The organism is Streptococcus sp. 1055 (genome assembly GCF_013276815.1).
In the GTDB taxonomy this organism is placed as follows: Bacteria; Bacillota; Bacilli; order Lactobacillales; family Streptococcaceae; genus Streptococcus; species Streptococcus pseudopneumoniae.
In genome coordinates, this window is record NZ_VMLT01000091.1 from 1 (window position 1) to 25,642 (window position 25,642).

Genomic DNA, 25,642 nt, shown 5'->3' on the forward strand with positions numbered 1-25,642 from the left:
AGTGATAAAGTCGGGAGTATATCATATTTGCTTGGTTTTTTAAAACTTGAACCTGATCCTACTCATCACACTATACAAAAAGAGGCCGATAGGAACGATTTTCAGCCTCCTTAATTTTTTATAAATGAATGGAGTTCGTAAATTTGTCTACACTTACAACTCTGTTCGATTTTCAATAGCCCGTAAGAGTGTGACTTCGTCCGCATACTCGATATCTGCTCCCACAGCGAGACCTCGTGCCAGGCGCGTAACCTTGATCCCAGCTGGCTTAAGTAAACGGGAAAGATACATGGAAGTCGCTTCCCCATCTGCTGTGGCATTGGTTGCTACGATTACTTCTGAAACTTCACTATCCATCAGACGAGTCATGAGACTCTTGAGATTGATATCATCTGGACTGATACCATTCATGGGAGAAATAAGACCATGTAAGACATGATAGAGTCCATGGTATTCTTGGATATTTTCCATAGCTGCCACATCACGACTATCCTCTAGCACCAAAATCGTTGTCTGGTCACGAGTCGGATCGGTACAGATAGAGCAAGGGTCGTCATCAGTCAAACGACCACAAATGGAACAGTAGGTCAATTCTCTCTTAGCAGAAAGGAGATTTTTTGCAAATTCATTGACATCGTCATCAGACATTCCAATAGTATAGAAGGCCAGACGCGTAGCCGTCTTAATCCCGATACCTGGTAACTTAGAATAACTGTCAATCAGCTTAGCAATAGGTGTTGGATAAAGCATAATTTCCTTTCTAGTTCATTGGATGGTATTTTTGATACAGATTGATAATATCACGCGCAATGGAAGGTCCTACACCATTTGTTAGATTGGTATTATGAGGAAAGACCACTGCCACAGCGATTTGGGGATTATCAGATGGGGCATAGGCCACCGCATTGGTATTAGTTGCTTGCTGACCATCTGCCACATAGCTTTCGGCTGTACCCGTTTTTCCACTAATAGATACCAAGGCACCATTTGAAAAGGCACGTCCAGTTGTCAATCCGCTAGTCCCATGAGCAACCTGATAAAAACCTTGGTGCAAGATACTCATATCGGAGTCGGATATATTGACCTTATTCATCTCTGTCGGTTGCAGTTGCTGAATCAAGTCGCCCAGTCCCCCCTTATCATTATTGCCATAAATGCCTTCAACAATACGAGGAGCCACACGAACACCATCATTTGCAATAGTTGCCACATACTGAGCTAATTGCATTGGGGTATAGTTATCAAACTGCCCAAAGGCATTAGTAATGTAATTAGCAAAGCTATACTCTTTGGGAATAAATCCAGTAGATTCATCTGGTAGGTCAATCCCAGTCGCAGATCCCAAGCCATATTCGCCAAAGGTTGAACGCAGTTTCCCCATAGCAGACTCTAGATTGCTGGTACCGACAAACATATTTGGTTGATAGGTTTGCCCCATAAGACCTAAGGCTGTTTGGACCATATAAGCATTTGATGAATACTCTAGAGCCTGAACCGCCGTAATCGGCATTGGCACAGAAAAGGCAGTATACCAAGAATTAATTGGAGCTGAACCTTGAAAGACAATGGACTGGTCTGTCAAGGTCTGGTTTCCTGACAAGACTCCATTTTCCCAACCAGAGCTGATGGTCGCCGCCTTGACAACCGAACCTGGGACAAAGACATTGGTTACCGTTCCCAAGGAATCTGGCGTCAACTCTCCCGTTTTCAGGTCATGTTTGATCCCTGACATGGATAACACAGCACCTGTTTTTGGGTTAAGGGCGACTGCATACACACCTTCAGAATACTTAGCTCCACCATTCCCCAACTCTGAATTGAAATAACTTTTCAGCAGAGAATCCACGCTATCTTGGAAGGCCAAATCAATGGTCAGTTTGATATTGTTTCCCTTACTACCTTCCTCAATTGTATCCACACTTTCCATATTGCCATATTTATCCAGATGGATTTCTTTTACCGAGCGTTTCCCTTGTAAGGTCTCTTCATATTGCTTTTCCAAATAGGAGGTTCCAACACGGTCATTTAGAGAATAGCCTTTTTTAAGATAGGCTTCTGCTTCTTCCGCTGGGAGACCAGCTTTTTCACTGGATACACTCCCTACTATAGAAGAAAGGGAAGTTTCCAAAACCTTTCTATCCCAAGAAGTAGAAATACTAATGCCAGGCATCTCCTTTGAAATAGAGGCAATAACAGCCACCTGAGAATCATTTAGAGGATCTGTCGCAATGGTTCCTGTCGCAAAGTTTCCAACAGCATTTAACTGACTAAAAAGATAGATTTCTTTCTTTTCATCCTCTGTATAGTTTAGTTGACTTGTTGGGACACTATCGACCGCATTGTTATACAGTTCTGATTCGGATAGGCGATTGCCATCTGAATCCAAGCGTTTCTCACTTGGGAGAGCTTCCACTGTTTTTTTATAGATTTCAGGATCAGCCAAATAGTAATCAGCCAGCTGGCGTTCTGTCAAATTTGGCGAACTGATGCTCACATAAGTCAGTAACTTTTTAGCTATTTCTTTTAAGTCTGTAGCCGTCATTTTATTACTACGCGTAAAGGAAACAACCTGCTTTAACGTATTTTCTACTAAAGGTTTTCCACTAGCATCATAAATTTCCCCACGGGCAGAACTGGTTGTGACCTTGGTCTGACTAGCTGAGGCTAGCTTTTTTTCGTAAAAATCCTTGTTCAAAACCTGCATATACAACAAACGACCAATAATGGTCATAAAGAGTAAAATGACGATTGAAAACAATAAATTAAGCCGAATCGGAATCGAATGGCTGTTAAATTTTCTCATACAAATCAGTCTCATTTCTAATACTCAATGAAAATCAAAGAGCAAACTAGGAAGCTAGCCGCAGGCTGTACTTGAGTACGGTAAGGCGACGCTGACGCAGTTTGAAGAGATTTTCGAAGAGTATAATTAAAATCTTACTCTTAATTGTACCACAATTTGAGCAGAAAATTATGGAAAAGCAAGAAGCTTTTTCGACTTTTTCGTTTTTAAAACAGAGATGCGTTTTTATTTATCTATCCTTATATTATGTGTTATAATGAAGTGTGACTATTCCCTGATCTAGTCTTCCAGTATGACTCATGTAAAGGAGCTTTCCCTATGGACAAACCAGATATCGCAACTATCATTGATTCACATTTTGAAGAAATGACAGACCTAGAGCAAGAAATCGCTCGCTATTTTTTGCAAGCTGAAACGATTACAGATGATTTATCTTCTCAACAAGTCACCCAAAAATTACATATTTCTCAAGCTGCTTTGACCCGCTTTGCTAAAAAGTGTGGCTTTACTGGCTACCGAGAATTTATTTTCCAATACCAACATCAGGCAGAAAATCAAGCCAACCAAGTCTCCAAGCACAGTCCACTGACCAAACGAGTCCTCAGAAGTTATAGCAATATGAGGGAACAAACACAAGACTTGATTGACGAAATCCAACTAGAACGAATTGCCCAGCTAATCGAAGATGCTGAGCGTGTCTACTTCTTCGGAACAGGGAGTTCTGGCCTCGTCGCCCGTGAAATGAAATTGCGGTTCATGCGTCTGGGTGTGGTCTGCGAAGCCTTGACCGATCAAGATGGCTTTGCATGGACAACCAGCATTATGGAGGAAAATTGTCTCGTACTGGGCTTCTCACTTTCTGGTACAACACCTTCTATTTTAGATAGTCTATTAGATGCCAAGGAGATGGGGGCAAAGACTGTACTCTTTTCAAGTGTTCCCAATAAAGATAGCCAGGCCTACACAGAGACTGTTCTTGTAGCCACCCACAGCCAGCCTTCCTATATCCAACGAATATCCGCTCAACTTCCTATGCTCTTCTTTATCGATTTGATTTATGCCTACTTTTTGGAAATCAATCGCGAAAGCAAGGAAAAAATCTTTAATAGCTACTGGGAAAATAAGAAACTCAACGGCTATCGTAGACAAAAACGTGTCAGAAAATCCTAGTTTGGCTAAGCCAAACTAGGATTTTTATTCATCACCAAACATACCTCTTCAAGATTATGAATTAGTCATATCTTGACTTAGTCTTGAATAATTTCATGTAATCACTTTTTGAAGGGAGTAAATAAGCAAGTCTGACGGTATCCTCAACAATTGTATACAATACAATGTAATCCTTACTCAAGGTCAATCCTCGCGTTTGGTAGCGAGGGTCTAATTTCTTACCAAATTTTTCATCAGCATCAAATCCAGCTTGGGGGAAAATTTCTAGCCGATTAATATCTTTTCTAATATTGGCTACTTTTCGTCTCGCAGCCTCTACAGAACCGATTTCCTCCGCTATATACTGATATATTTTATCCAGACTATCAATCACTCTAGGAGAATACAAAATCCTATATCTTTTATAATCCATAGCGTGTCACGACATCCTCATCTGTCAAGTAATTTCCAGCCTCAATCTTGGCATAACTTTCTTGAACTTCTACTTGTAATTGTCTAAACAAATACTCCTTCTCTAATTCCTCTTCACTCAGTAAATCTACTTCATTTGTTACGGCAACATTCTTTAAAAATAATCTGAGTGCTGATGAAAGAGAGAGATTTTTTTCTTTTAACACTTCCATGGCATCATTTACTAATTCTCTATTAGCTTGGAAGGTCACAATCTTACTTGAATTCGCTATAGTCATTTTATATAATTCCTTTATATATTTTATTTATTATCTCACAATTATAAAGAAAGTCAAGGGAATTTGATTAGAAAATCCTAGTTTGGCTGAGCCAAACTAGGATTGTTTTGTCTTAAAATGATAATATGCACCAAGCATACCTGCTGTATTCTGGTGATGGGCAAATTCTAATCGTGTTTTTTCTGCTAAACTTGGTACCAAAGCCTCTTTCAAGGCTGTGCGGATCTTAGGTTTGAGGATAGCCTCTTGCCCCATGATACCACCACCAAGAATAACCACTTCTGGATTGGCAACGTAGCAAATATTTGCCAGACCTTTTCCTAGATAGTCTACCATGCGGTCAATACCTTCCATGCAGAGTTTATTGCCTTCAGTGGCTTCCTTGAAAATGCGTCGGCCATTCCACTGATCAACATCTTCTCCATGAGATGTTGCTACATACTCCACCAAGGCTGTGGTAGAAGCGAGATCCTGAAAAGCTCCATCTTGCATATGCATATACCCGACTTCACAGGCCGAATTGCTAAAACCATGGAAGACTTTCCCATCCATAATCAAGCAACCACCGATACCTGTTCCAATGGTCAAGCAAAGGGTGACACTTGCTCCCTTACCTGAACCAGATACTGCCTCAGCCAGACCTGCACAGTTGACATCATTTTCAATCTCACAAGGAATAGCAAAGCTTTCTTCGATTTCCTTCTTGAACTGGGTTCCTGCATAGTTAGGGATTTGCGGTCCAGCGTAGAAAATCTCACCCTTATCTGGATCCACCATTCCTGCAGAAGAAATGGCAACACCTGCTACTGGGCCTTTTTCTAAATAGCTGGCTACAATATCTTTGGTTTTTTGTAAGATATGAGGTCCACCCTTATGCGCCTCTGTTGGCATTTCATGCGATTCAAGAAGTTGCCCCTCTTGATCAACCAAACCATACTTGATGTTGGTTCCACCGATATCAATTGCAACGTAGTGTGTCATAAATACCTCCTTATGGATTAGAGGAAGCGCTCCTTGGTTTCGCGAATCAAGGCTGCAGCTGCTTCTACAACTGGACGATCCTCTTCAGTTACTGGCGTCAATGGTGAACGAACAGAACCAATATTCAAGCCTTCATTGATCTTCAAGACTTCCTTAATCACACCGTACATATTTCCATGTGCAGAAGTGAGTTTACCAATGATAGCGTTGATAGCATACTGCAATTCACGCGCTGTTTCCAAGTCTTTGTCAGCAATCAACTCATTGAGTTTCAAGAAGAGTTCTGGCATAGCACCGTAAGTACCACCGATACCAGCCTTAGCACCCATGAGACGGCCACCTAAGAACTGCTCATCTGGACCGTTAAAGACGATATGGTCTTCTCCACCAAGGCTCACAAAGGTTTGGATATCTTGAACTGGCATAGAAGAGTTCTTAACACCGATAACACGTGGATTTTTCAACATTTCAGTGTAAAGGCTTGGAGTCAAAGCAACACCAGCTAATTGAGGAATGTTGTAAATCACGTAGTCTGTGTTTGGAGCTGCAGAACTGATATCGTTCCAGTATTTTGCAACTGAGTATTCTGGCAAGCGGAAGTAAATTGGTGGAATCGTTGCAATGGCATCTACACCCAAGCTTTCTGCGTGGCGAGCAAGTTCCATACTATCTTTAGTATTATTGCAAGCAACATGGGCAATAATAGTCAACTTATCTTTGGCAACTGCCATGACTTCTTCCAAGATTAACTTGCGGTCTTCAACGCTTTGGTAGATACATTCACCAGAAGAACCATTGACATAAAGACCTTGAACACCTTTATCAATGAAGTATTGAACCAAGGCACGCGTACGCTCTGGACTGACTTCTCCTTGATCATCATAACATGCGTAGAAGGCTGGAATGACACCTTCGTATTTTTTCAAATCTGACATAGATTTTCTCCTATTATTTTTATTTTCTGCTAAAGCAGATTCTTTCTTTACTTCTTTAGTATACACTTTATCGAAAAGGCTTTCAATATCTTATAGACACTTAGATTTTAGTTTCTCGCTTATAGAATAGCGTTTGGAGCGTTTGAAAGTAGTTTCAGAAATAATTGCAACCCTTACTCATACTTAGCAAATAGCTTTTCCATCACTCCCACTTGTAAAAAAGCAAGAAGTCCAAAACCAAAGAGAATAAAAGCTGATCCTCCCAATAGAAGGGTAAAGGCTGATAGATATAGAAACATCAAAATCAAAAAGATAATTGCAATCATCAAGATAAACCAAGGAGCATTAAAACTAGCCAACATCAATCCTTTTTGAAGAATTTCTTTCCAAGATAGGTCATAGCGCGCAGCGATTGGATAGCTAGCCAACATCACAATGGTAAGGAAAATCAGAATACCTAGACAAATAGCTTTAACCAATTGGAATGGCAGAGCTGTTTGACCCCAGAAAAGATAGAGATCTGAAAGAGTTAGAAATACAATTCCTAATTCTAACATCCCCAACTGAAAACCTAGTTTCAGATTTTGCCTGAAAACTCTTAGATAGGTTCTAAAAACTGGAACACGTCTGCTCTTCTTAACTTCGAACATGGTCTCGTAGAGGCTGATTTTAGCCACTCCAATCGTTACGATTGGCAAACAAGTTACTACAAAGAGAAGATTGATTGTTACAATATCTAAAACCTTCTCACTAATTCGCATGAGAAAATTATCTGTATCAAATGCAGCCTTGATGAGACTTCTTCCTTTTTGTGCCATGTTTGCTCCTCCATCATTTTTCTTTGTAAACTGTTTTCTTTTTTGTCAGTAAAGCTTTCATAAGTCCCTACCATGAACAAATCTATTTTTTCTTTTTTCTTTTGGACTTTTTTCTACTTTTATCTATGGACATATAATCTATATATATCCCGGACAGCGAAGCAATTAAAATAGTACTCCAAGTATGCTCATTAAATCCATCTAGCCCTCCACGGATTATCATTGCAAGCACTGTCCAAGCTAACATATTCAATAAAAAAATACAAAGTGCTTTCAATAAAAAAATACAAAGTGCTTTCATTCTCTCGTTTTAAAAGTTTATACAACCATATACATCAACTAGATTCACAGCTATTTGTAAAATCCTTCCATAAATCTTGAGCAGTGATCCTACTCTTGCTCCCGCAGCCATAAAGACTTTGCTGAACTTCAATCCTGCCATACCAATAGCATTTCTGAATAAAGATACTGACAATAAGAGCTCATTTCTCTACCTCACAAAGATCAATTTCATGGTAGAACCTAATCAAAGATTTACAAAAAGACAATTCATCCTATTTTCAATCAATCAAAATTTTAAAGAGATATTTTCGAACCTTTTCTTCCATGCCTGCATAGCCAGTTGGCTGATGTGGCTCACCTGGGAAGAAAATCGCAAAATTGTGATAACCCAACAAGAGTGGGTAGTGTTCATGACAATGGACAAAACCAATATCACTTGTTTCGTCAAATGCTACTGCTTCATCTTTGATACGTGAACCGTAGCTCGAATATTCATGCCCTTCTACCAACAAATGCAAGTCTGCATAGTTCTTATGGTGTTCAAATTGATCATTTTCAGCTTGATTGAGGACATTTTCTTGAACAACTAGAAAGACTTTATCTCCGTCAATCTCATACTTACCTAGTTCGAAAGAATCCTTACGATGTTGGTAGAGATAGTCGATAGCCTTGTCTAAATTGGGATGAATCCCTTTGTAAAAGGTGATGTTTTTCAAATCGTCAAAAATCATACTCTTTCCTTCGTTTCTGATAGTTAACTAAAACCATTCTTAAGTTGATAAGTGTCTGACAAAATCTCTAAGGTAAGCAAATACCCAACATTTTGTAGACACTTATAACTCTATATTCTCTTATACTCAATGAAAATTGAAGAACAAACTAGGAAGCTAACCGCAGGCAATACTTAAGTATGGCAAGGTGACGCTGACGTAGTTTGCATTCGATTTTCGCAGAGTATTATCCTTTGACCGCTCCCATAGTAATCCCTTGTGTGAAGGATTTCTGGAAGACTAGGAAGACTGTTACAATTGGCACGGCAGCAAGGGCTGCTCCTGCCATAATTAAACCATAGTTGGTTGCCATTTCAGCCTGCATGGTCGCAACCCCAAGTGAAATAGTCAAATTGTTACGTGAAGTCAACATTACCAACTGCATGAAGTAGTCATTCCAAGTATTGATGAAGGTAAAGATTGCAAGAGCCGCAAACCCTGGTTTTACAATTGGGAAGGCTACGCTCCAAAAAGTACGAATCTCACCACAACCGTCAATCTTAGCTGATTCGAGCAATTCTGTAGGGATATTTTCACTGAACTGTTTCATGAGGAAGACCCCAAATGGCCATCCAATCAAAGGCAAAATAACTGCCCAAAGAGTGTCATGAATTCCCATGAAGTTGACGATACGTACCAATGGTACAAGGACAACTTGTTTTGGAAGCGCCATAGCAGCGATAAAGATAGCAAATAGGATACGTTGACCATAGAAACGTTTTTTAGCCAATACATAACCTGCTAGAGATGAGGTTGCACAGACTAAGAACATGGTTACCAATGAGATAAATACTGAGTTCCACATCCATTGCAAGGCAGGGTTCTGCACCATAAGTTGTTGGAAGTTTTCCATGGTTGGCATTTTAGGGAACCATTGTGGCGGAATCATAATGGTATCAGGCTGTGACTTGAATGCCCCTGTCAAAATCCAGTAGAATGGAAAGATGAACAGCACAGTCAACAAGAGCAAAATGATTGTTGAAATAACAGTAAAGGCTGTTAATGGTTTTTTTTCTGTAGATTGCATAACTGTCTCCTTTCTTTAGTATTCTACGTCGTTTCCAAGTACTTTAAATTGAACAAAGCTTACGATAGCAATCATGACTGCCAAGAAGACACCAATGGTGTTGGCATAGCCGTATTCTGTCAATTGGAAGGCTTTTTCGTACAGGTAGTACATCAAGGTACTTGTAGAGTAGTTTGGACCACCAGATGTCAAAAGCTGAATCAAGGCGAAACACTGGAAGGAGTTAATTGTTGTGATGATTGCAATATAAAGAGTTGTTGGAAGAAGGCTTGGCCATTTAATCTTCCAGAAAACTTGAAACTCAGTTGCACCATCAACACGCGCCGCTTCAACCAGTGAATTATCAATATTACCCATAGCAGCGATATAAAGGATGATGGGCTGACCAACTGAAGTGGTCAAGAGAATAATCATAATCGCCATCAATGCCCAGTGCTTATCACCAAGCCATGAAATGTTTTGAGTAATGATATGACTTGATTTAAGCACAAAGTTGAGAATTCCTGATAATGGATCATAGATCCATTTCCATACAACCGTTACGGCAACACTACCTGTTACAACAGGAAGGAAGAAGACAAAACGGTAGAAGGATCTGGCAATAGCATTTTGGTGATAGGTTTGCGATGCTACAAAGAGTGAGAATAGAACAACAACTGGCACAGATCCAATAACCAAAATAACTGTGTTAATCAGAGATTTTGCAAAGACAGGATCTTTAAACATACGGACATAGTTATCTAAGCCCACAAATTGGAAACTAGTCATAGAATAGTTAAAGAAACTTGTGATGAAGCCCATAATCATTGGTGCTAAAACAAAGATAATAAAGAAGAACAACACTGGTGCTAGGAAAGCATAGGAAATCACTGTTTCCCGCATACGAATTTTATTGACTTTCACAGTCGGCACCTCTCTTTCAAATAGAATAATTTTTTGACTTTCTTGAACTGTTTTAAAATCAAAATGAAATTTTTTATGATTCGCTTATGTAAGAACTTCATTTTAATTTCGTGACAGTTTCTTACATTTTAAACAAAAGCCCCCTTTTCTTACACTATCTGTGTAGAGGGAAAAGGGGGTATACACTCTTAGCTTCTTTAAAAAACTACTTTTTATAGAATAACTAAGGACTATTGTTTCATAGCTTTTTTGATTGTTTCGTTCGCTTTTTCAGTGAAGGCTTTCAAAGCGTCCGCTGGTTTTTCGTCACCATTTGATACAGATTGCAACATTGGGAACCAAAGTGTTCTCATTTCAGCAAATCCATCAATAGTGTTGTAGTATGGTGAGTAGTATTGAGTCCAGCCGCTGATTGTTTCCATGCGTTTGTCTTCATAAAGTTTTCCAAATGAAGTACGGACTGGGAAAGCACCTGTACGAACTACGTCTTTAGGTCCCCACTCTTTGTCATCTGCGATAAACTGGATGAATTTCTTAGATGCAGCGACTTTCTTGTCGTCTTTATTGTTGAATACTGCAAATCCGTTTACAAGGTATTCAAGAGCTGGTTTACCTTCGTCTGATGGGAATGGTACTTCTACTACTTCTACCTTACTTGCTTCTAACAGTTTAGCTTGGATACCATTTTGAGCTGGTGCCCAAAGGGTTGTGTAAGATGTTTGACCGTTGGCAAAGTTTTGGATATCTGCCCCACCGTCAAATTGTGAACCATTATTGAGCAAATTGTCTTTAATCCAGCCAGTTGCTTTTTCAAGACCTTTGACGAATTTAGGATCATCAGTTGTATATTTGCTAACTTTTTCATCTGTTACAGAACCGCTATAAAGGTTAGAGATAAAGGCACGTGTTCCTTGGTCTCCCCCTTGACCAGAACTGAACAATGAACCTGGTGTGTAGCCCTTGTCTTTGAGTGCTTTCAATACTTTTTCAAAATCATCAGTTGTCCAACCTTCTTTTACAAGGTTTGCCACTCCAGCATCTTCTAGCATTTTCTTGTTCATTGCCATGTAGAATGGGGCAGAACTAATTGGATACATGTAAGCCTTGTCTCCAGCTTTACTTGCTTGTATGATGTTTTCGTTATTGACATCTTTAACAAATTCATCTGTGAAAAGGTCGTTCAACTCAGCCAATTTACCATTTTTACCGTATTGGATGATACGTCCTGGTGCGTCAAAGAGTACGTCCGGAGCTGTTCCTGCTTCGATGGCTGTTGTGATTTTTTCAGGGCCTGACTTGAAGTCGATGGTTTCCAATTTCACTTTTACATCTGGATTTGCTTTTTCAAACGCTTCGATGATTGATTTTTCATAAGTTCCAACACCGTCACCAGCTTTTTCTTGGGTAAATACTGGGAATGCCCACCAAGTGATTTCTGTTTTGGCACCGTCACCACCTGATTTACCAGCATCTTTACTTCCGCCAGAATTGCCACAAGCAGCAAGACCAAGAACCGCAGCACCCGCAAGTACTGTACAAGCTAATTTTCTAAATTTCATTTGTATTCTCCTATTTTATAAGCGTATCCAACTTGGATAATGAGTTCTTTGCATTTATATACGTTTTCATTTTTTCCTACTCATCAATCACTCTCCTCTATTTTTTATTAAGTCAGTAAGTACTTAATCATCTACACCTAAAATTTCATTAATACTATTTTTATATAAGATTGCTTTTGCTCCATAGATTGCTTGAATGCCACCCTTCACTTCTAAGACATCAACTGCACCAATTTGTTTTAAAAGTGCTTTATCAACTTGATTAACTTCTTTTACAGCTACACGTAAACGTGTCACACAAGCATCTACATCTTCTATATTATTTGATCCACCCAAGGCTCTGATAATTTGTAGGCTATCCTGTTTTAAATGATCCGCAGTATTTGAAGTTGAATCTGCGGATTCAGAAATTTCTTTAGAATCTACTTCTTCTCCTCTTCCTGGCGTTAGAACGTTGAATTGAGTAATGAACCATCTAAAAATAATATAATACAAAACACTCCAAATAAGTCCAAATGGAATCTGAAGAACCCAATTCGTCTTAGCGTTCCCCTGCAAAATTCCAAATAAAGTGAAATCGATTACACCTCCTGAAAATGTGTTTCCTATTGAGATATTTAAGATGTCTGCAATAAAGAAGCTGACACCATCAAGGAATGCGTGAACAACATATAGAACCGGACTGACGAATAGAAACATAAATTCAATTGGTTCTGTAATACCGGTAATAAAAGATGTTAAAGCAACTCCAAAAAACAAACCCGCGTATTTTTTACGACGATTCTTAGGAACACTATGGTACATCGCTAAACAGGCAGCCGGTAAACCGAACATCATTGTTGAGAAACGACCTGCAAAAAACCTTGTTCCTTCTGTAAATAATCCAGAATGAGCCGGATCGGCTAATTGAGCAAAAAATATTTTTTGAGCCCCAACCACTGTTTGTCCTGCAACAGTTTCAACACCACCAAGTTCAGTATACCAAAACATAGGATAAATCATATGATGTAAGCCTACTGCTCCAGAAAGTCTCATTAAAAATCCATATAGAAAAGTTCCAATTGGACCTGCCTGAGAAATATATCCACCTGTAGAAACAAGAAGTTGTTGGAAAGGTGGCCAAATAACAAAGAAGACAAAGCCAATTAAGATAGAAGAGAACGATGTAACAATAGGAACGAAGCGTGAACCTCCAAAGAATCCTAAAGCGGAAGGTAATTGAATATTGCTATATCGGTTGTGCAAATATACGGCAACTATTCCGACAACTAATGCTCCAATAACTCCAGTATCAATTGCAGATCCTTCTGCCATAAAAAGTTTTACCAGAGCTTTGATCGTTGCAGTCATAACTAAGTAACCAGTTACTCCTGCTAACGCAGCGGTTCCTTTATCTCGTTTCGCTAAGCCAATACATAATCCCACACAGAGAAGTAGTGACAAGTTACTGAATACAACCTCTCCTGCAGAGCTCATTACTTGGAATATCGATTGAAAAATACTATTGTCTAGTATTGGATAAGTTGCTATCGTGGTTGGGTTTGAAAGTGCACCACCAATCCCCAAAAGTAGACCTGCTGCAGGAAGTATAGCTATAGGTAACATAAAAGCTTTTCCAACTTTTTGTAAAACTTTAAATATAAAACTCCCCCCTCACATCTTATTTAAGACCAGCAACGAAGCGTTCTGTAATCTCTTTTGGTCTAGTAATAGCGCCACCAACAACGATGCCTCGCACTCCGTATTCAAGGATTTGTTTGGCTTGTTCTGGTGTATGAATTTTTCCTTCTGCAATGACATCTACACCGGCATCACAGAGTTTTTTGATGAGTTCAAAATCTGGACCATCCACTTTTGGACTGTAGGATGTGTAGCCTGATAAGGTTGTTCCGACAAAGTCAATTCCTGCTTCGACCGCTGCCAATCCTTCTTCAAAAGTACTGGTGTCCGCCATCAAGAGCTGGTTAGGATATTTCTCCTTGACCTGACGAATGAACTCTTGAATTTCCAAACCATCGTAGCGTTCACGCTTGGTACAATCCAGAGCAATCACCTCGATGTCCAGTTCTGCCAATTCATCAACTTCTTTCATAGTAGCCGTGATGAAGGGTTCTTGTGGCGGATAATCTCGTTTGATTATCCCAATAATCGGAAGTTTGGTGACTTCCTTAATTTCCTTGATATCGCGAACACTATTGGCTCGGATACCGACTGCTCCACCTTGCTCAGCCGCTTTGACCAGCAAGGGAATCACCCCTCCCGCTTCTGTATAAAGCGGTTCATGAGGAAGAGCCTGACAAGAAACGATGATTCCATCTTTGATTTGTTCAATCAAGGCTTCTTTACTAATCTGTGGCATCTTCTTTCCTCCCTTTCTTTTTTCTTTATTTCTATGAGATTATTATACCTTAAAATTAAAACGCTTTCAAGAGTTTGTAGTATAATAGATTTCAGTTTCAAAAACTAGCCAAGTCAAACAGCTCCTCTAAAAGTACTTTCAGAGGAGCAAGTCGACCTATAATAGGAGAATACCAAAATTTAGTTTACAATTTCTGACAATTTTACTTTGCGATCTTCAAACATAGACTGGGTACAAGCATCTGCAGTAGCAATTGCTTCTAGGGCAGCTTCACCTGTCAAAAGTTTTGCAAATTCTTCTGATACTGGAGCTCCTTCCATAATCTCATGCAGATAGCGCATTTCTTTATCAATGACAGATGATAGCCATAATGGAGTACGTTTACCTGGTTTACCATAAGCAATTGCTCCATCCATCTCTGTACTATGATAGATACGAGTCCGATCATCATCTTCTTCTTGCGATTCGTGAATCAAGAAATAGCTTTCTTGCCCATCTAGCTTAAGAGTTCCTTTACAGTTGAATAAGTCTAAGCGGATGGCACCTTTGCTTCCTTGGATTAAGACATAATGTTCACCCCAACGATAAGCTGAACCCCATTCTAACAAAGCAAAACGCTTATTAGAAAATTCCATATTGACAAAAATCATATCATCTTCATCACCGAAATGTTCACCTTCATGGGCCACATTTCCACCTGTCATGGTTACAGTTTCAGGCATGCTCCCCATAAGGAATTGAACGCAATCCAACTCATGGATGTGGTGATACAAGTGACCACCTGATTTTTCACGAATTTTTTTCCATGATACTGACGGTTGTTGTTCTTCCCAACCATTACGAGCTGTGTGACAATATAGAACGTCTCCGATAACTCCTTGATTAATGAGTTCTTTTGCATGATGGACACCATTAAAGAAATTCATAATATGTCCTGCCATAAAGGTCACATTGTTTTCTTTACATGCATCTACCATCTCGCGACAATCTTGATAAGAAAGCGCAATTGGTTTTTCACAGAAAACATTTTTACCATGTTGTGCGGCCTTGATAACTGGTTCTTTATGAAGATTATTTGGAGTTGCGACGATAACACAATCTACTTCATCGCTAGAAACCAACTCATCTAGGGAACTTGCTACTTTTGCTCCCAATTCTTCTGCAATTACTTCTGCATTATCTGGATCATAGAGAAGAGTAATCTCTGCTCCATCATTCTTTTGCATATAACGAGCCAATTCAGCTCCAAAATCCCCTGTTCCAACAACACCGTATTTAACCATGTTTTTTCTCCTTTATTATTGAATAAACTTTCTAATTTTAACTTATACTCTTCAAAAATCTCTTCAAACCGAGTCAACGTCGCCTTACTGTGCGTATGGTTACTGACTTCGTCAGCTTCATCTACAACCTCAAAAACGTGTTCTGAGCTGACTTCGTCAGTTTTATTTGCAACCTCAAAGCTGTACTTTGAGCAGCCTGCGGCTAGTTTGCTCTTTGATTTTCATTGAGTATTACTTCACAGATCCTTCTGACAATCCACTTGCAATCTTATTTTGGATGACAGAGAAGAAAATGATTGATGGAAGAACTACAATAACAGACGCTGCCATCATATCTCCCCAGTCTAGTATTTCTGAACCATTAAGTGAACGAAGGGCTACTGCTACTGTCATCTTTCCTGTATTGTTAATCAAAATCAAGGCATACAGGAATTCATTCCAAGCATTGATAAATGTATAAATAGCTGTTGCTACAATACCTGGTGCTACAATCGGTAGCACAACTTTATAAAACGTTACAAATTTATTTGCACCATCAATTCGAGCTGCTTCTTCAATTCCAATTGGAACTGTTTGGAAAAATCCAACTAAGAGCCAAACTGCATATGGAACACTAAAAGATAGATAAACCATCATCAAGCCAAATAAACTATTTGTTAACCCAACTTTAGCAATGGCAATTGAATAGGGAATTTCTAACAAAATTGGTGGGAAAATGTAGGTAATGACGAGTAGTCTCGACATGATTGCTCCCAATTTAGGAAAGAATCGAACAATACCGTAGGCTGCCATAGCAGAAATAATAATCGCAATGAGGGTTGTAGCTAAGGCAATGATTAAACTATTTCGAATGTTATCAATAAAGTGCAAATCGTTGATAACATGTATAAAATAATCTAATGTAAACTGTTCAGGCCAAAATCGTGTTGGATACTGAGTCAATTCCCCTTTCCCCTTGACAGACGATATGATAATCCATACCAATGGGAAAATTGCAACAATAGTCGCACCAATCAAGAGTGCATGTGAGAGAATATCTAAATAAATACTGGATTTCTTCTTCATTATTTTCTACCCTCCTTTTCCCACTTACTGATGATAGCAAAGTAGATAAAGCAAATCGCCATCAAGAAGATAAAGAGCAACACTGTAACTGCTGAAGCACGACCCAACAATTTAGTGCCCCAACCCAGGTTGTAAGCAAAAATTGGAAGCGTCGTTGTAGCATTAGCCGGTCCACCACCCGTAATAAGGTAGATAATGTCAAAGTTATTAAAGATCCATACAGTTCTCAAAACAACTAGAAGCCCTACAACTACTTTAATATGTGGAAAGACGATAAACTTGAACACCTGCCAACTTGAAGCACCATCTATCTTAGCAGCCTCAAATTGTTCTTCTGGTACTGTTTGCAAAGCTGAAAGCACATTAACCATAATCATCGGCGCTCCAAACCAAATGTTGATAAACACCAAACATAGGAATGCCCATGTACTATCTGTCAAAAATGCAGGTGTATGTTCCATTAAACCTAATTTTACGATTAGATTAGGTAAATAGCCATAAACCCCGTTTAGAATCCATTGCCAAGAGAAGGCAATAACGATTGTAGGAAATGCCCAAGGAACAATCAATAAGGTCCTATATAATTTCTTAAAGTGGCGTACTCTATGAAGAGCTAAAGCCAATACAAACCCTACTAAAACTTGACCAACTAATGAGAAAATGGTCCACTTAATTGAATTAAAGAACGCATTAAAGAAGTTGGGATCTGATAGCACAGCTTTATAGTTAGCTAAACCAACAAATTTATAATTGGGCATAATCAAATGCTTATTGGTAAAGCTATAAAAAATACTCGAGAAAAACGGATAAACAAAGAGTAATCCTACGATAATCATAGCTGGCAAAACAAATATCCAGCGAGTTAAATTACGTTCTTTAACCATTCTCCTTCTCCCTTCTTTTACAAGATTGGGCTAGAGCTTTTCAGCTCACTAGCCCACCTATTTTCTAGTCTTTTACATCTACTGAACAGCCTCAAATAAATCGTTTAATTGTTTTTCTGCTTCTTTTGCAGCTTTCATAGGATTTGTTCCATTTGTAATGATATCTTGGAACATCTGTTCAATAATGTGTTGGTTAGTCAACATACCAGCTTGTACACTTGGTCCATTTTCATAACCAATAGCAGTACCTTTTTTAACAGCTTCAGTAATCACTTCTTCAGCATGTTTAAATTTCTTACGAGTTTCATTTTCTTTATAGGCTGCAGAATCGCTAATCCCCTTAATAGTTGGCAACATACCTACTGGAGTTGAATCAAGGAATTTAACGTAGTCTTCTTCATTATAAAGTGATTCTAAGAATGCTTTAGCAACTTCTGGATGTTTTGAATTTTTCCAAACAACCATTGGAATGTTTGAGGTCTCAATTCCTTGGTCTTTATCAGATTCTTTGATTTTTGGAATAGGATAAGCATCAATCGAATCAATCAATTGAGGACTGTTGGCATTGATTCCTCCGATATGGAAGCCAGAGTTAAAGTCAAATGCTGTTTTTCCTTGATAGAACAAGGTAGCTTGCTGAAGGACATTAAAGTTCAAAGAATCTTGAGGTGAGATTTCTTTATACAATTTAACCCAGTATTTAATACCATCTTGAGCAAGTTGACTTGTCAAGTCTGCTTTAAGATCTTTTGTTAAGAGGCTTCCTCCACCACTACGTACGTAGAAGTTCAAGAAACGTGTTGCCATTAAGTCATTTGTTCCAAACGGAACAGACAAGCCATAAACTCCAGCTTCTTTCAATTTTTTAGAAGCTTCATAGAGTTGATCCCAAGTTTTAGGAACCTCAATATTATGCTCTTTTAACAAATCTGTTCTAACCCACATGACTTGTGCATGTGAATAAAGAGGAACAGAGTAGTAATCATCTCCGATTTTTGCTTCATTTAAGGCAGTTTCGTTAAATTTATCTTGTCCAATACGCTTGATAGAATCATTTAGCGGAACCAAAGCATCTGAGTTGACCATTTCCATTACTTGGTTAGGAAGAGCTGTACTAATATCTGGCACATTTCCATTTGCTAAACCTGTAGTCCATTTAGTATAGAAGTCATTCCAAGAGAATGTTTCAATCTTGATTTTCGTTTTTGGATGCTTTTGCATGAAAGCATCTGCTGATTTTTGAATACTTTCTAAACGTGGTCCTTGAGTAAAGGAGTGCCACATTGTAATCTCACCAGATAATTCTGTCGGTGGTTCAGTACTAGTTGTACTTTCTTTCCTGAACAAGCTACCAAGGCAACGGCTGCTAGCGCAACTCCAGCTAGACATAAAAACTTTCTCATTTTTTTCATCGTTCTTCCCTTTCTACATTAAGAAATCGCAACTTTAAAGACAATTTTTTTCACAGGTTCATCATTTATACGAACCTTGGGTTGATGTAAATCTTCTGGAAAAGTGATGAGGCATTCGCCAGCTCTCAAATGAACCAACTGTTCCACTTTCCCTGTGTATAATTCAATATCCTTCTCTTCATCATACTCTTGGGTAACGCTTACATTTTTCGGCGACGTAACAGCCATGGCTTCTTCGTTTTCCAAAACTAAATGAATATCCAAATATTTTTGGTGTGTTTCAAAGAAAGCCCCTGCTTGACCATCTGCTAGATAAGTAAAGCAATTCCCAAACAATCGATCACCATCGATAGCAATCGAACCTTCTGTTAAATTTTCTAGTCCTGTTTTTTCTAGAAAATCTATTAATGTTGCAAAATGTGGATTTACTCCCACATAAGTTCCTAAACGGCTAATTTTTGTAATAATCATCTCTTCTAACCTCCTTTCTCAATCTATTTTTCCTATCCAAGTTCCCCATTCTTCTGTCTAGCATTTTCTACTAGAAGGACATAAAAACACTACACTCTCTAACCTATACTCTTTGAAAATCTCTTCAAACCACAGTCGCTTCACCTTGGATTATATAGGTCAGTCTTATCTACAACCTCAAAGCGGTGTTTTGGGCAATCTACTGCTAGCTTGCTAGTTTCTTCTTTGATTTTCATTCAGTATCTCCTCAATCTTCACAAGGAGGTCTGATTTTTCTAGCGACAAACAGAATAAATAAGTTAGTTCAATGAGCTACCTTCCTTATAGATGAAATTGATATTCATGAAGGAAGTCCGCCCTTTATTTTTTGCAAAAGATACTAGTATGAATCTATTTGGGGACTTGAATTTATAAGCTGCTCACTTCGTTTTTCTAAAATAATTCTAATCTATTATTCTAGCACTAATAGACTCTTTGGCTAAATCTCCTTTCTACATCTCGTTTCACCAAAAACTTTTAAGAGAGAAATACTCTATATTTCATTCTCTAAATTAGTTTTGTTACCGTTTCCAATTAGAGTATACTTTTTTTTTTTAGTATTTCAAGTCTTTTTCTAATTTGGAATTTAGTTTCAAATCTTTTTTAACTATATCAAATATATTAAAAGTACTTTCAAAAATAATCAAATTCTTACAATACTTGTTTCGAGTGGACAAGATAAGAAAACAAGAAAGTCAATTTTAGGAGAAGACAAGGTTAATAGTCGCATGATATAATGCAATGATGTAAAAATCGAACAAATTGATTGGAAAATTCAAACCAATTTCTAACAATGATTTAAGAATTGTTGTGTCCTAATATAGATTCAATGCACTATAAAACGCATAATATCAAGTTTTTTTAATTACCTGATACTATGCGTGTTTGTGATTTTTAAGATTTTATGCCTAGAGTCTCTATATGAGGACTTAAAAAACTGACTCGTAGATGATTTCCTAAAGTCAATCCTCTTACCTAAAAAAACGACTTCTAAAAAAGTTGCCTTCATCGAGAGGTGAAGCAATGATTGTCCTAAAAAATAGTTGGATCGCAAATCTCTCTGAAAATTTCTTCTCTCTGCCTAACTTGAATTTGAGATTCAACATTCTTATTTATGATGGTCTTTCAATAATACTTCAAACTCAGCAACAGTCATGCCCAACTGCTGACTGGCAACCTCGGAAGTCAGAAGTCCTTGGTGGACTAGATTTAGTAGCATAGACAAACTTCCTTCAACTTTCCCACGTTCAAGTCCTTGTTCTAAACCTTTTTCGATGCCTTGTTCAATCCCCTCTGCGCGACCACGTTCAAGACCTCTCTCTAAACCTTTTTCCTCAGCTTGCTCCAAAGCATAGTCCTGTGCTAATAAGGCTTGTTCTTCTCGCCTGCATTGTTCACTAAACATTTTCCTATCCTCCTCGGACCAGCTCTTGTAGTCCAGCAGTTGATCTGCTTGGCTGATGGCTCGCTCGGGCTGCTGGGTAAAGGGTTTATTCCCGAAAAACTCTAACCATGGTTTACGAACCTTGTCTTTGCTGGTTTCTCTGTATTTTCTTAATTCCAAGAACGCCATCTTGACTAGATGGTTTTCCTGTCCATTGTTTGTAATTGTTAAAACCTCACCTGTCGAATCCTCTCGCATGCTAAAACTATGAAAAGCCAAGTCATCTGAGAACTAGTTACTATCCACAATTGCGATAGCGTATACTGGTGAGATGTGTTTATAACTCTGATGAGTATCACCTTCTCGTTGACGAATTTTTTCAAGATTTTGATTGACCTAACTGCAAAGGTAAGCCCATAAACGATTGATGAAAAAATTCTGATGATGAACCTGAATTTCGATGATAACTTGCGTACCATTATCCAACTCCGCCAAAACATCTATACTGGTATAGAAATCTTGCGCCGAATAGGTCATGGAAGGCAAGACATGAATATTGCTTCCCTCCAAAATGGTCACATTTTTTGCTGGTAAATCCAGCATATCGCGAATAAATTGACAAGTGATTTCCGGATTGCTAAAAATCTTCTTAGCAACCAAATCATTGGTCGGGCTAATGCCCGGATGACGTACAGTCATATTGCTTCTCCTTTCATTATAGCACATTTTTTAATCTAGGTTTACTAGATTCACTGCTACTACCTATTTATTCGGAAAAGAAAGACAAAAGGAGCGAGAAAGTTAAAAATTATTAATCCTAATCACTTGTAAAGAGATAAATCTTGCTCATATTATTTATTAAAGACTCTATTTTACAAAAAAGATTACAAAATCAGCCGTTTTAGAGAACTCTTACCACTTCCTAGACTATTAATTCTAATGTTTTTTATACTACTCGCTTGCTCATCAATAGGTCATAAAGCAAAATCAGTTGATCCATTCCCCGTACTCGTTCACTCTATAGCCGTCTGGTGTTAGCGAATTGAAAAGTAGTTTCCCAAAAGCATCGATATAGTACCACTTTCCTTTATAATAAATCCATGTATTGGATTCCATGGAACCAGATGATCCTAAGTAGTACCACTTTCCTTTATAATAAATCCATGTATTGGATTCCATGGAACCAGATGATCCTAAGTAGTACCACGCGCCACTTGAATCTTGGAACCAGCCTACCTCCATCATGCCATTATCCTTGAGATAATACCAATTACCGTCTGTATCCTGTATCCAACCGGTTTGCATGATTCCATTCGCATCAAAATAATACCATGCATCATTTTCTTTCATCCAGCCTGTCCGTTCTTTCCCATCGGAATTTCTAAAATACCACTGATTATTTATCTTATGCCATCCTCTTTGTTGATTATATGTAATAACAGAATGTTCAACAGTAGAAAGTGACATGTTATCCGCTTCAACGCCAAAAACAGCTGTTAACGATGACGAACCTGTCCCGTTCGTTGTGAATTGAGCAGTGGTTTCTGGGCTAGATAATCTTTCCTGTTTTGATGGAGTCTTTATTTTTCTCTCATCTCGGTGCCCTTCTACTGTCAATTTTTCTCCACCTGTAACTTTAGCCACAAAGTCTGGAACTTCCACTCTTTCAGGGACTAGTTCTTTTGAAGATACTATAGACTTCCCAAGGTCTCCTGGTATTTTTTCTCCCGATACTAAAACCTCTGACTCTGAAAATTCCTCACTAGACGCAGGCAGTTCTTCTCTGATCGGCGCATCTTTTGGAACTAGAAACTCTACTTTATCTGGAGATACCACTTCCTCTTTGAGATTACTTGAGTTTTCTTCCGTCGATGACACCACTTCCTTCACACCCTTAAGAACCACACGTTCTCTCATAGGTGTAACCTCGACTGTACGAGAATTTTCAACAATCTTTCCATCAGCTAAGACCTTATAAGTCACCTTAGTAACTTCTTTACCTACATACCCCTCCGAAACAACCTCCGTTTTCCCTTTCTCTAACTCTTCAGAGTCCTCAAAACGCTCTGTAATCGGAAGTTCTTTTATGACACTGTTGGGTTTAATACCTAAAGTAATCACCTTGGATTGAGGAGCTATTTTCTTCTCAGAAACTTGAGAAGATACCGCTCCTGTATACTTATCTACTTGATAAGTAGTAGTTCGAGTAACCACCCCTCCTTTACCCTCTACAACTGAACGGAAACCAAGCTCTTTTGTTTCATCTCCTTGGTAAAGAGTATCAAAAGCAATCGATTCTTTTTCTACTTTCGGCTTAGTACCTTTATACACTACTCGGTAAATAAGTGGAACACCTTCTTTTTCACCCTTAGTATCCTCTGTACGCTCTTTTCCAACCTCAAGGGTACTATCACCTTCGTAAGTGGTAATAACCTCTGTTTCCGGCTCCTTTTGCGGTTTGAGAGGAGGTTCTACTTTATCTTTATCAGACTCTATTTTAGGTGTACTTTGTTTTTCGTCTTTTGGAGTTGAAGGAAGTTTATACTTATCCTTCTCATCCACCAAAACTTCATCTCTTACATAGACAGGCTCTTTTGGTTTACCTTCAATATAAGAACGAACCCAATCCAGTTGCTCTTTTGATAAAACCAAACCACCACTGCGGCTTCCTACAACACCATTTTGGTGAACTCCAATTAAAGTACCTTTGTCATTATAAAGACCACCACCAGACGCTCCGGGTTTTGTGCCTTCATAGCTGATACCCTCAATACCTGAACCGAAATCAGTAGTATCTACAACTTCACTATCCAAGACTGGAGATAAACGACCGTCTGGGAAACCATAAACCGAAACTTTTTCACCCTTAGCGATAGAAGTTGACTCAGAAACCACCTCTACAGGAGTTACCGCTTTGAAATCTTCTTTTAGTCGAACCAAGGCTAAGTCATTTTTAAATCCAAATACGGAATCTTTTTTATTCCAATAAACAATATCATCATCTGAAAAATGCACAGACTGACCATTCGGTAAGGTTGCTTTATACACTGTATTGGTACGACCAGATTTCGTAACGACCTCAGAACCTTTAACTGTTAAAAAATTATGAGCGACTGTTAATACTAGATTTTGTGCAATTAAGGTACCAGACCCTGACCCATCTGGCGTTTGAATATGCGTTGTAGCATAAAAATTTTCTGAACCATTCGGAGCTTGTAACACCTCTTTACTAGGCACAGGTAAGTTCGATTTGCCACTCAAGTCAACCTTACCAACCTCCGTTCTTGCGAAATCAGAAGACGAAGTAGATGAAGGATTTACTGAGTCAACAACAGCTTTTATAATGGTATTACCTAAAGCTAACTTACTGATATATTCATCAGACCAACTTGTATCATTAGCCAACTTGTTTATAGACACTCCATTGTAAGAAACCACTTTGGCTTTAGGAGAACTTGCTACCAACTGCTTAAAATCAGGGTTTTGTCTCAAATGAAACTCTAAACCACTTCCAACAGGACCTTCCTGAACAACCTTATCTGAAATCAAAGGATTGCCTTTAGTATCTTCTACACGTAATACTACTCGACCTTTTTCTTCACCTTTTACTAAAGTAGCTCGACCTTTTTCATCAAAACGATACAAAGCGCCGTCAATCTCAGACTCTACATCTTTTAAAGCTATATGATTTTCATCATAGTAGTAACGGTTTGCACCATCTATATACCAACCCTTTATACCATATTTATCAATCATAGAACGAATCCAAGTTCTGTGCTTTTCCGTAAAGATAGTACCACCGCCAATACGCTCACTCTCAGGAGCGTTTGAAGTATTTGTTCCGTGCTGGTGGATACCGACTACCTCTCCCTTATCATTAAACAAAGGAGCACCTGAAAAACCTCCCAAAGCTGAGGAATGATAAGTGACTGCACCGCTCTCTTTATTGATACTGCTCACAGTTGTTGAGACTGAATAAGCCTTACCGTCTTTCAAGCGAGCTTTATTTTCTTTACTTAAATTTGGAGTAGAAAAATCATTGGGATATCCGACCATAGTGATTTTATCACCAGTAGAAACCTCTTTATCACTCAACTCTCTTGGAGAGTCTTCTCCCCCTGTCATAGCTTCTACAGGCTTTTTAGTTACCACTACTGCTAAGTCGTTGCTATAGTCTTTACCAAAGTCTTTGCCGTTATACAAGTGAATAGAGTCTTTTTCAAGAGCTTCTGATACCCCTGAAGTAGGTACTTTATTGCTTTTCTCCTTTTCCGAGTTCATCACAACATAACTACGAGCAGACGCCCCACCACGCAAGACCGCAGACTTATCATCTTGGTTTTTATCATAGTAGTTATGAGCTACTGTTACCATGACATTCGGCGCTACAAAGACACCGCTACCTGATGCGGTTTGTTTCCCACTCGTACCACTATCATAAGTGGTATAAGTCATAGCAACACCCTCAGCGGACTTCTCATGAACGCTCACATCTTTTATATCATCGCCACCTTGAATAACGTCAGCATAAACGACCCCACCACCAATAACTGGTAAATCAGGAACCGATAATCCAATCATACTCACTAATGCCAGACATCCCACCAATCCATAAGCTTTTGACTTACGAAATTTTCCTAAACCTTTTAAATATAAAAACATCTTTTTCCTCACTTTAGTTTCTAATACTTATTTATCCAGATATAATAGCTTACAATCTTTTAAAATCTTCAAATAAGTTATGATTGTTCCATACTCTTCAAACCATGTCAGCCTTGTCGTGCCGTATGTATATGTTACTGACTTCG

The 25,642-nt window shown here is 38.6% G+C and carries 20 protein-coding genes and 2 pseudogenes; 1 reads left to right on the plus strand and 21 read right to left on the minus strand.

Translation table 11 applies throughout. From position 1 onward, the window contains the following. Positions 1–153: 153 nt before the first annotated feature. A complete protein-coding gene (gene recR, locus HT699_RS08065) occupies positions 154–750 on the minus strand; it encodes a recombination mediator RecR (RefSeq protein ID WP_000966754.1) in 597 nt (198 codons plus the stop codon). A gap of 10 nt (positions 751–760) precedes the next feature. After that, positions 761–2,818, minus strand: coding sequence for a penicillin-binding protein 2B (pbp2b, locus tag HT699_RS08070; protein ID WP_172934242.1), 2,058 nt, complete (start codon positions 2,816–2,818; stop codon positions 761–763). A gap of 303 nt (positions 2,819–3,121) precedes the next feature. Here pbp2b and HT699_RS08075 point away from each other — a divergent pair, with 303 nt between their 5' ends. Then, a complete protein-coding gene (locus HT699_RS08075) occupies positions 3,122–3,973 on the plus strand; it encodes a MurR/RpiR family transcriptional regulator (RefSeq protein WP_000360337.1) in 852 nt (283 codons plus the stop codon). A 61-nt stretch (positions 3,974–4,034) separates the two neighbouring features. Here HT699_RS08075 and HT699_RS08080 read toward each other — a convergent pair whose 3' ends face one another. The 19 genes and pseudogenes from HT699_RS08080 to HT699_RS08170 all read right to left on the minus strand — a co-directional run bounded on the left by HT699_RS08080 (position 4,035) and on the right by HT699_RS08170 (position 25,496). Continuing rightward, on the minus strand, positions 4,035–4,385 hold the full coding sequence (locus tag HT699_RS08080; protein ID WP_000384968.1) for a type II toxin-antitoxin system RelE/ParE family toxin: 351 nt from the start codon (positions 4,383–4,385) through the stop codon (positions 4,035–4,037). Next, positions 4,375–4,662, minus strand: coding sequence for a hypothetical protein (locus HT699_RS08085; protein ID WP_138700009.1), 288 nt, complete (start codon positions 4,660–4,662; stop codon positions 4,375–4,377). Before HT699_RS08085 ends, HT699_RS08080 begins: the two co-directional genes overlap by 11 nt. Before the next feature lie 96 nt (positions 4,663–4,758). Continuing rightward, positions 4,759–5,643, minus strand: coding sequence for an ROK family protein (locus tag HT699_RS08090; protein WP_172934243.1), 885 nt, complete (start codon positions 5,641–5,643; stop codon positions 4,759–4,761). 17 nt (positions 5,644–5,660) lie between these two features. Then, the gene (locus HT699_RS08095; protein WP_172934244.1) at positions 5,661–6,578 is read right to left on the minus strand and encodes a dihydrodipicolinate synthase family protein; all 918 of its coding nucleotides are present in this window, start codon (positions 6,576–6,578) and stop codon (positions 5,661–5,663) included. Positions 6,579–6,751: 173 nt separating this feature from the next. Beyond that, the gene (locus HT699_RS08100; RefSeq protein ID WP_172934245.1) at positions 6,752–7,396 is read right to left on the minus strand and encodes a YesL family protein; all 645 of its coding nucleotides are present in this window, start codon (positions 7,394–7,396) and stop codon (positions 6,752–6,754) included. A gap of 82 nt (positions 7,397–7,478) precedes the next feature. Further along, positions 7,479–7,673, minus strand: a complete 195-nt coding sequence (locus HT699_RS11795) for a hypothetical protein (protein ID WP_001810112.1) — start codon at positions 7,671–7,673, stop codon at positions 7,479–7,481. 283 nt (positions 7,674–7,956) lie between these two features. After that, positions 7,957–8,409 (minus strand): YhcH/YjgK/YiaL family protein, encoded by a 453-nt coding sequence (locus HT699_RS08105; RefSeq protein WP_054388020.1) that lies wholly within the window; start codon positions 8,407–8,409, stop codon positions 7,957–7,959. Positions 8,410–8,635: 226 nt separating this feature from the next. Further along, positions 8,636–9,475 carry a carbohydrate ABC transporter permease gene (locus HT699_RS08110; protein WP_001192006.1) on the minus strand — a complete coding sequence of 280 codons (840 nt, stop codon included), beginning with the start codon at positions 9,473–9,475 and terminating at the stop codon, positions 8,636–8,638. 15 nt (positions 9,476–9,490) lie between these two features. Continuing rightward, complete coding sequence (locus HT699_RS08115; protein ID WP_161802645.1) at positions 9,491–10,357, minus strand: sugar ABC transporter permease; 867 nt, start codon at positions 10,355–10,357, stop codon at positions 9,491–9,493. Between the two features lie 251 nt (positions 10,358–10,608). Continuing rightward, on the minus strand, positions 10,609–11,937 hold the full coding sequence (locus HT699_RS08120) for an ABC transporter substrate-binding protein (RefSeq protein ID WP_000672129.1): 1,329 nt from the start codon (positions 11,935–11,937) through the stop codon (positions 10,609–10,611). Positions 11,938–12,060: 123 nt separating this feature from the next. Next, on the minus strand, positions 12,061–13,578 hold the full coding sequence (locus tag HT699_RS08125) for a PTS transporter subunit EIIC (RefSeq protein WP_044012217.1): 1,518 nt from the start codon (positions 13,576–13,578) through the stop codon (positions 12,061–12,063). A 19-nt stretch (positions 13,579–13,597) separates the two neighbouring features. Continuing rightward, positions 13,598–14,296 carry an N-acetylmannosamine-6-phosphate 2-epimerase gene (locus tag HT699_RS08130; RefSeq protein ID WP_001135655.1) on the minus strand — a complete coding sequence of 233 codons (699 nt, stop codon included), beginning with the start codon at positions 14,294–14,296 and terminating at the stop codon, positions 13,598–13,600. A gap of 179 nt (positions 14,297–14,475) precedes the next feature. Next, positions 14,476–15,579 carry a Gfo/Idh/MocA family oxidoreductase gene (locus tag HT699_RS08135; protein WP_050208639.1) on the minus strand — a complete coding sequence of 368 codons (1,104 nt, stop codon included), beginning with the start codon at positions 15,577–15,579 and terminating at the stop codon, positions 14,476–14,478. Positions 15,580–15,810: 231 nt separating this feature from the next. Continuing rightward, a complete protein-coding gene (locus HT699_RS08140) occupies positions 15,811–16,644 on the minus strand; it encodes a carbohydrate ABC transporter permease (protein WP_050208637.1) in 834 nt (277 codons plus the stop codon). Then, complete coding sequence (locus tag HT699_RS08145; RefSeq protein ID WP_000237984.1) at positions 16,644–17,528, minus strand: sugar ABC transporter permease; 885 nt, start codon at positions 17,526–17,528, stop codon at positions 16,644–16,646. The genes HT699_RS08140 and HT699_RS08145 overlap by 1 nt, the downstream gene beginning before the upstream one ends. Before the next feature lie 78 nt (positions 17,529–17,606). Next, positions 17,607–18,940 (minus strand): annotated as a pseudogene (locus HT699_RS08150) (sugar ABC transporter substrate-binding protein). 18 nt (positions 18,941–18,958) lie between these two features. After that, positions 18,959–19,411 (minus strand): YhcH/YjgK/YiaL family protein, encoded by a 453-nt coding sequence (locus HT699_RS08155; RefSeq protein WP_000587463.1) that lies wholly within the window; start codon positions 19,409–19,411, stop codon positions 18,959–18,961. A gap of 1,147 nt (positions 19,412–20,558) precedes the next feature. Further along, a pseudogene (locus HT699_RS11800) lies at positions 20,559–21,533 on the minus strand (Rpn family recombination-promoting nuclease/putative transposase). A 288-nt stretch (positions 21,534–21,821) separates the two neighbouring features. Continuing rightward, positions 21,822–25,496, minus strand: a complete 3,675-nt coding sequence (locus HT699_RS08170; protein ID WP_172934248.1) for a trypsin-like peptidase domain-containing protein — start codon at positions 25,494–25,496, stop codon at positions 21,822–21,824. Positions 25,497–25,642: the final 146 nt, after the last annotated feature.

Bases quoted from the DNA above. Each gene is read 5' to 3' on its own strand.
- HT699_RS08095 (WP_172934244.1), bottom strand. From the start codon at position 6,578: ATGTCAGATTTGAAAAAATACGAAGGTGTCATTCCAGCCTTCTACGCA.
- HT699_RS08110 (WP_001192006.1), bottom strand. From the start codon at position 9,475: ATGCAATCTACAGAAAAAAAACCATTAACAGCCTTTACTGTTATTTCA.
- HT699_RS08120 (WP_000672129.1), bottom strand. From the start codon at position 11,937: ATGAAATTTAGAAAATTAGCTTGTACAGTACTTGCGGGTGCTGCGGTT.
- HT699_RS08155 (WP_000587463.1), bottom strand. From the start codon at position 19,411: ATGATTATTACAAAAATTAGCCGTTTAGGAACTTATGTGGGAGTAAAT.
- HT699_RS08100 (WP_172934245.1), bottom strand. From the start codon at position 7,396: ATGGCACAAAAAGGAAGAAGTCTCATCAAGGCTGCATTTGATACAGAT.
- HT699_RS08080 (WP_000384968.1), bottom strand. From the start codon at position 4,385: ATGGATTATAAAAGATATAGGATTTTGTATTCTCCTAGAGTGATTGAT.
- HT699_RS08115 (WP_161802645.1), bottom strand. From the start codon at position 10,357: ATGCGGGAAACAGTGATTTCCTATGCTTTCCTAGCACCAGTGTTGTTC.
- HT699_RS08090 (WP_172934243.1), bottom strand. From the start codon at position 5,643: ATGACACACTACGTTGCAATTGATATCGGTGGAACCAACATCAAGTAT.
- HT699_RS08085 (WP_138700009.1), bottom strand. From the start codon at position 4,662: ATGACTATAGCGAATTCAAGTAAGATTGTGACCTTCCAAGCTAATAGA.
- HT699_RS08170 (WP_172934248.1), bottom strand. From the start codon at position 25,496: ATGTTTTTATATTTAAAAGGTTTAGGAAAATTTCGTAAGTCAAAAGCT.
- HT699_RS08105 (WP_054388020.1), bottom strand. From the start codon at position 8,409: ATGATTTTTGACGATTTGAAAAACATCACCTTTTACAAAGGGATTCAT.
- pbp2b (WP_172934242.1), bottom strand. From the start codon at position 2,818: ATGAGACTGATTTGTATGAGAAAATTTAACAGCCATTCGATTCCGATT.
- HT699_RS08135 (WP_050208639.1), bottom strand. From the start codon at position 15,579: ATGGTTAAATACGGTGTTGTTGGAACAGGGGATTTTGGAGCTGAATTG.
- HT699_RS08130 (WP_001135655.1), bottom strand. From the start codon at position 14,296: ATGCCACAGATTAGTAAAGAAGCCTTGATTGAACAAATCAAAGATGGA.
- HT699_RS08140 (WP_050208637.1), bottom strand. From the start codon at position 16,644: ATGAAGAAGAAATCCAGTATTTATTTAGATATTCTCTCACATGCACTC.
- HT699_RS08145 (WP_000237984.1), bottom strand. From the start codon at position 17,528: ATGGTTAAAGAACGTAATTTAACTCGCTGGATATTTGTTTTGCCAGCT.
- recR (WP_000966754.1), bottom strand. From the start codon at position 750: ATGCTTTATCCAACACCTATTGCTAAGCTGATTGACAGTTATTCTAAG.
- HT699_RS08075 (WP_000360337.1), top strand. From the start codon at position 3,122: ATGGACAAACCAGATATCGCAACTATCATTGATTCACATTTTGAAGAA.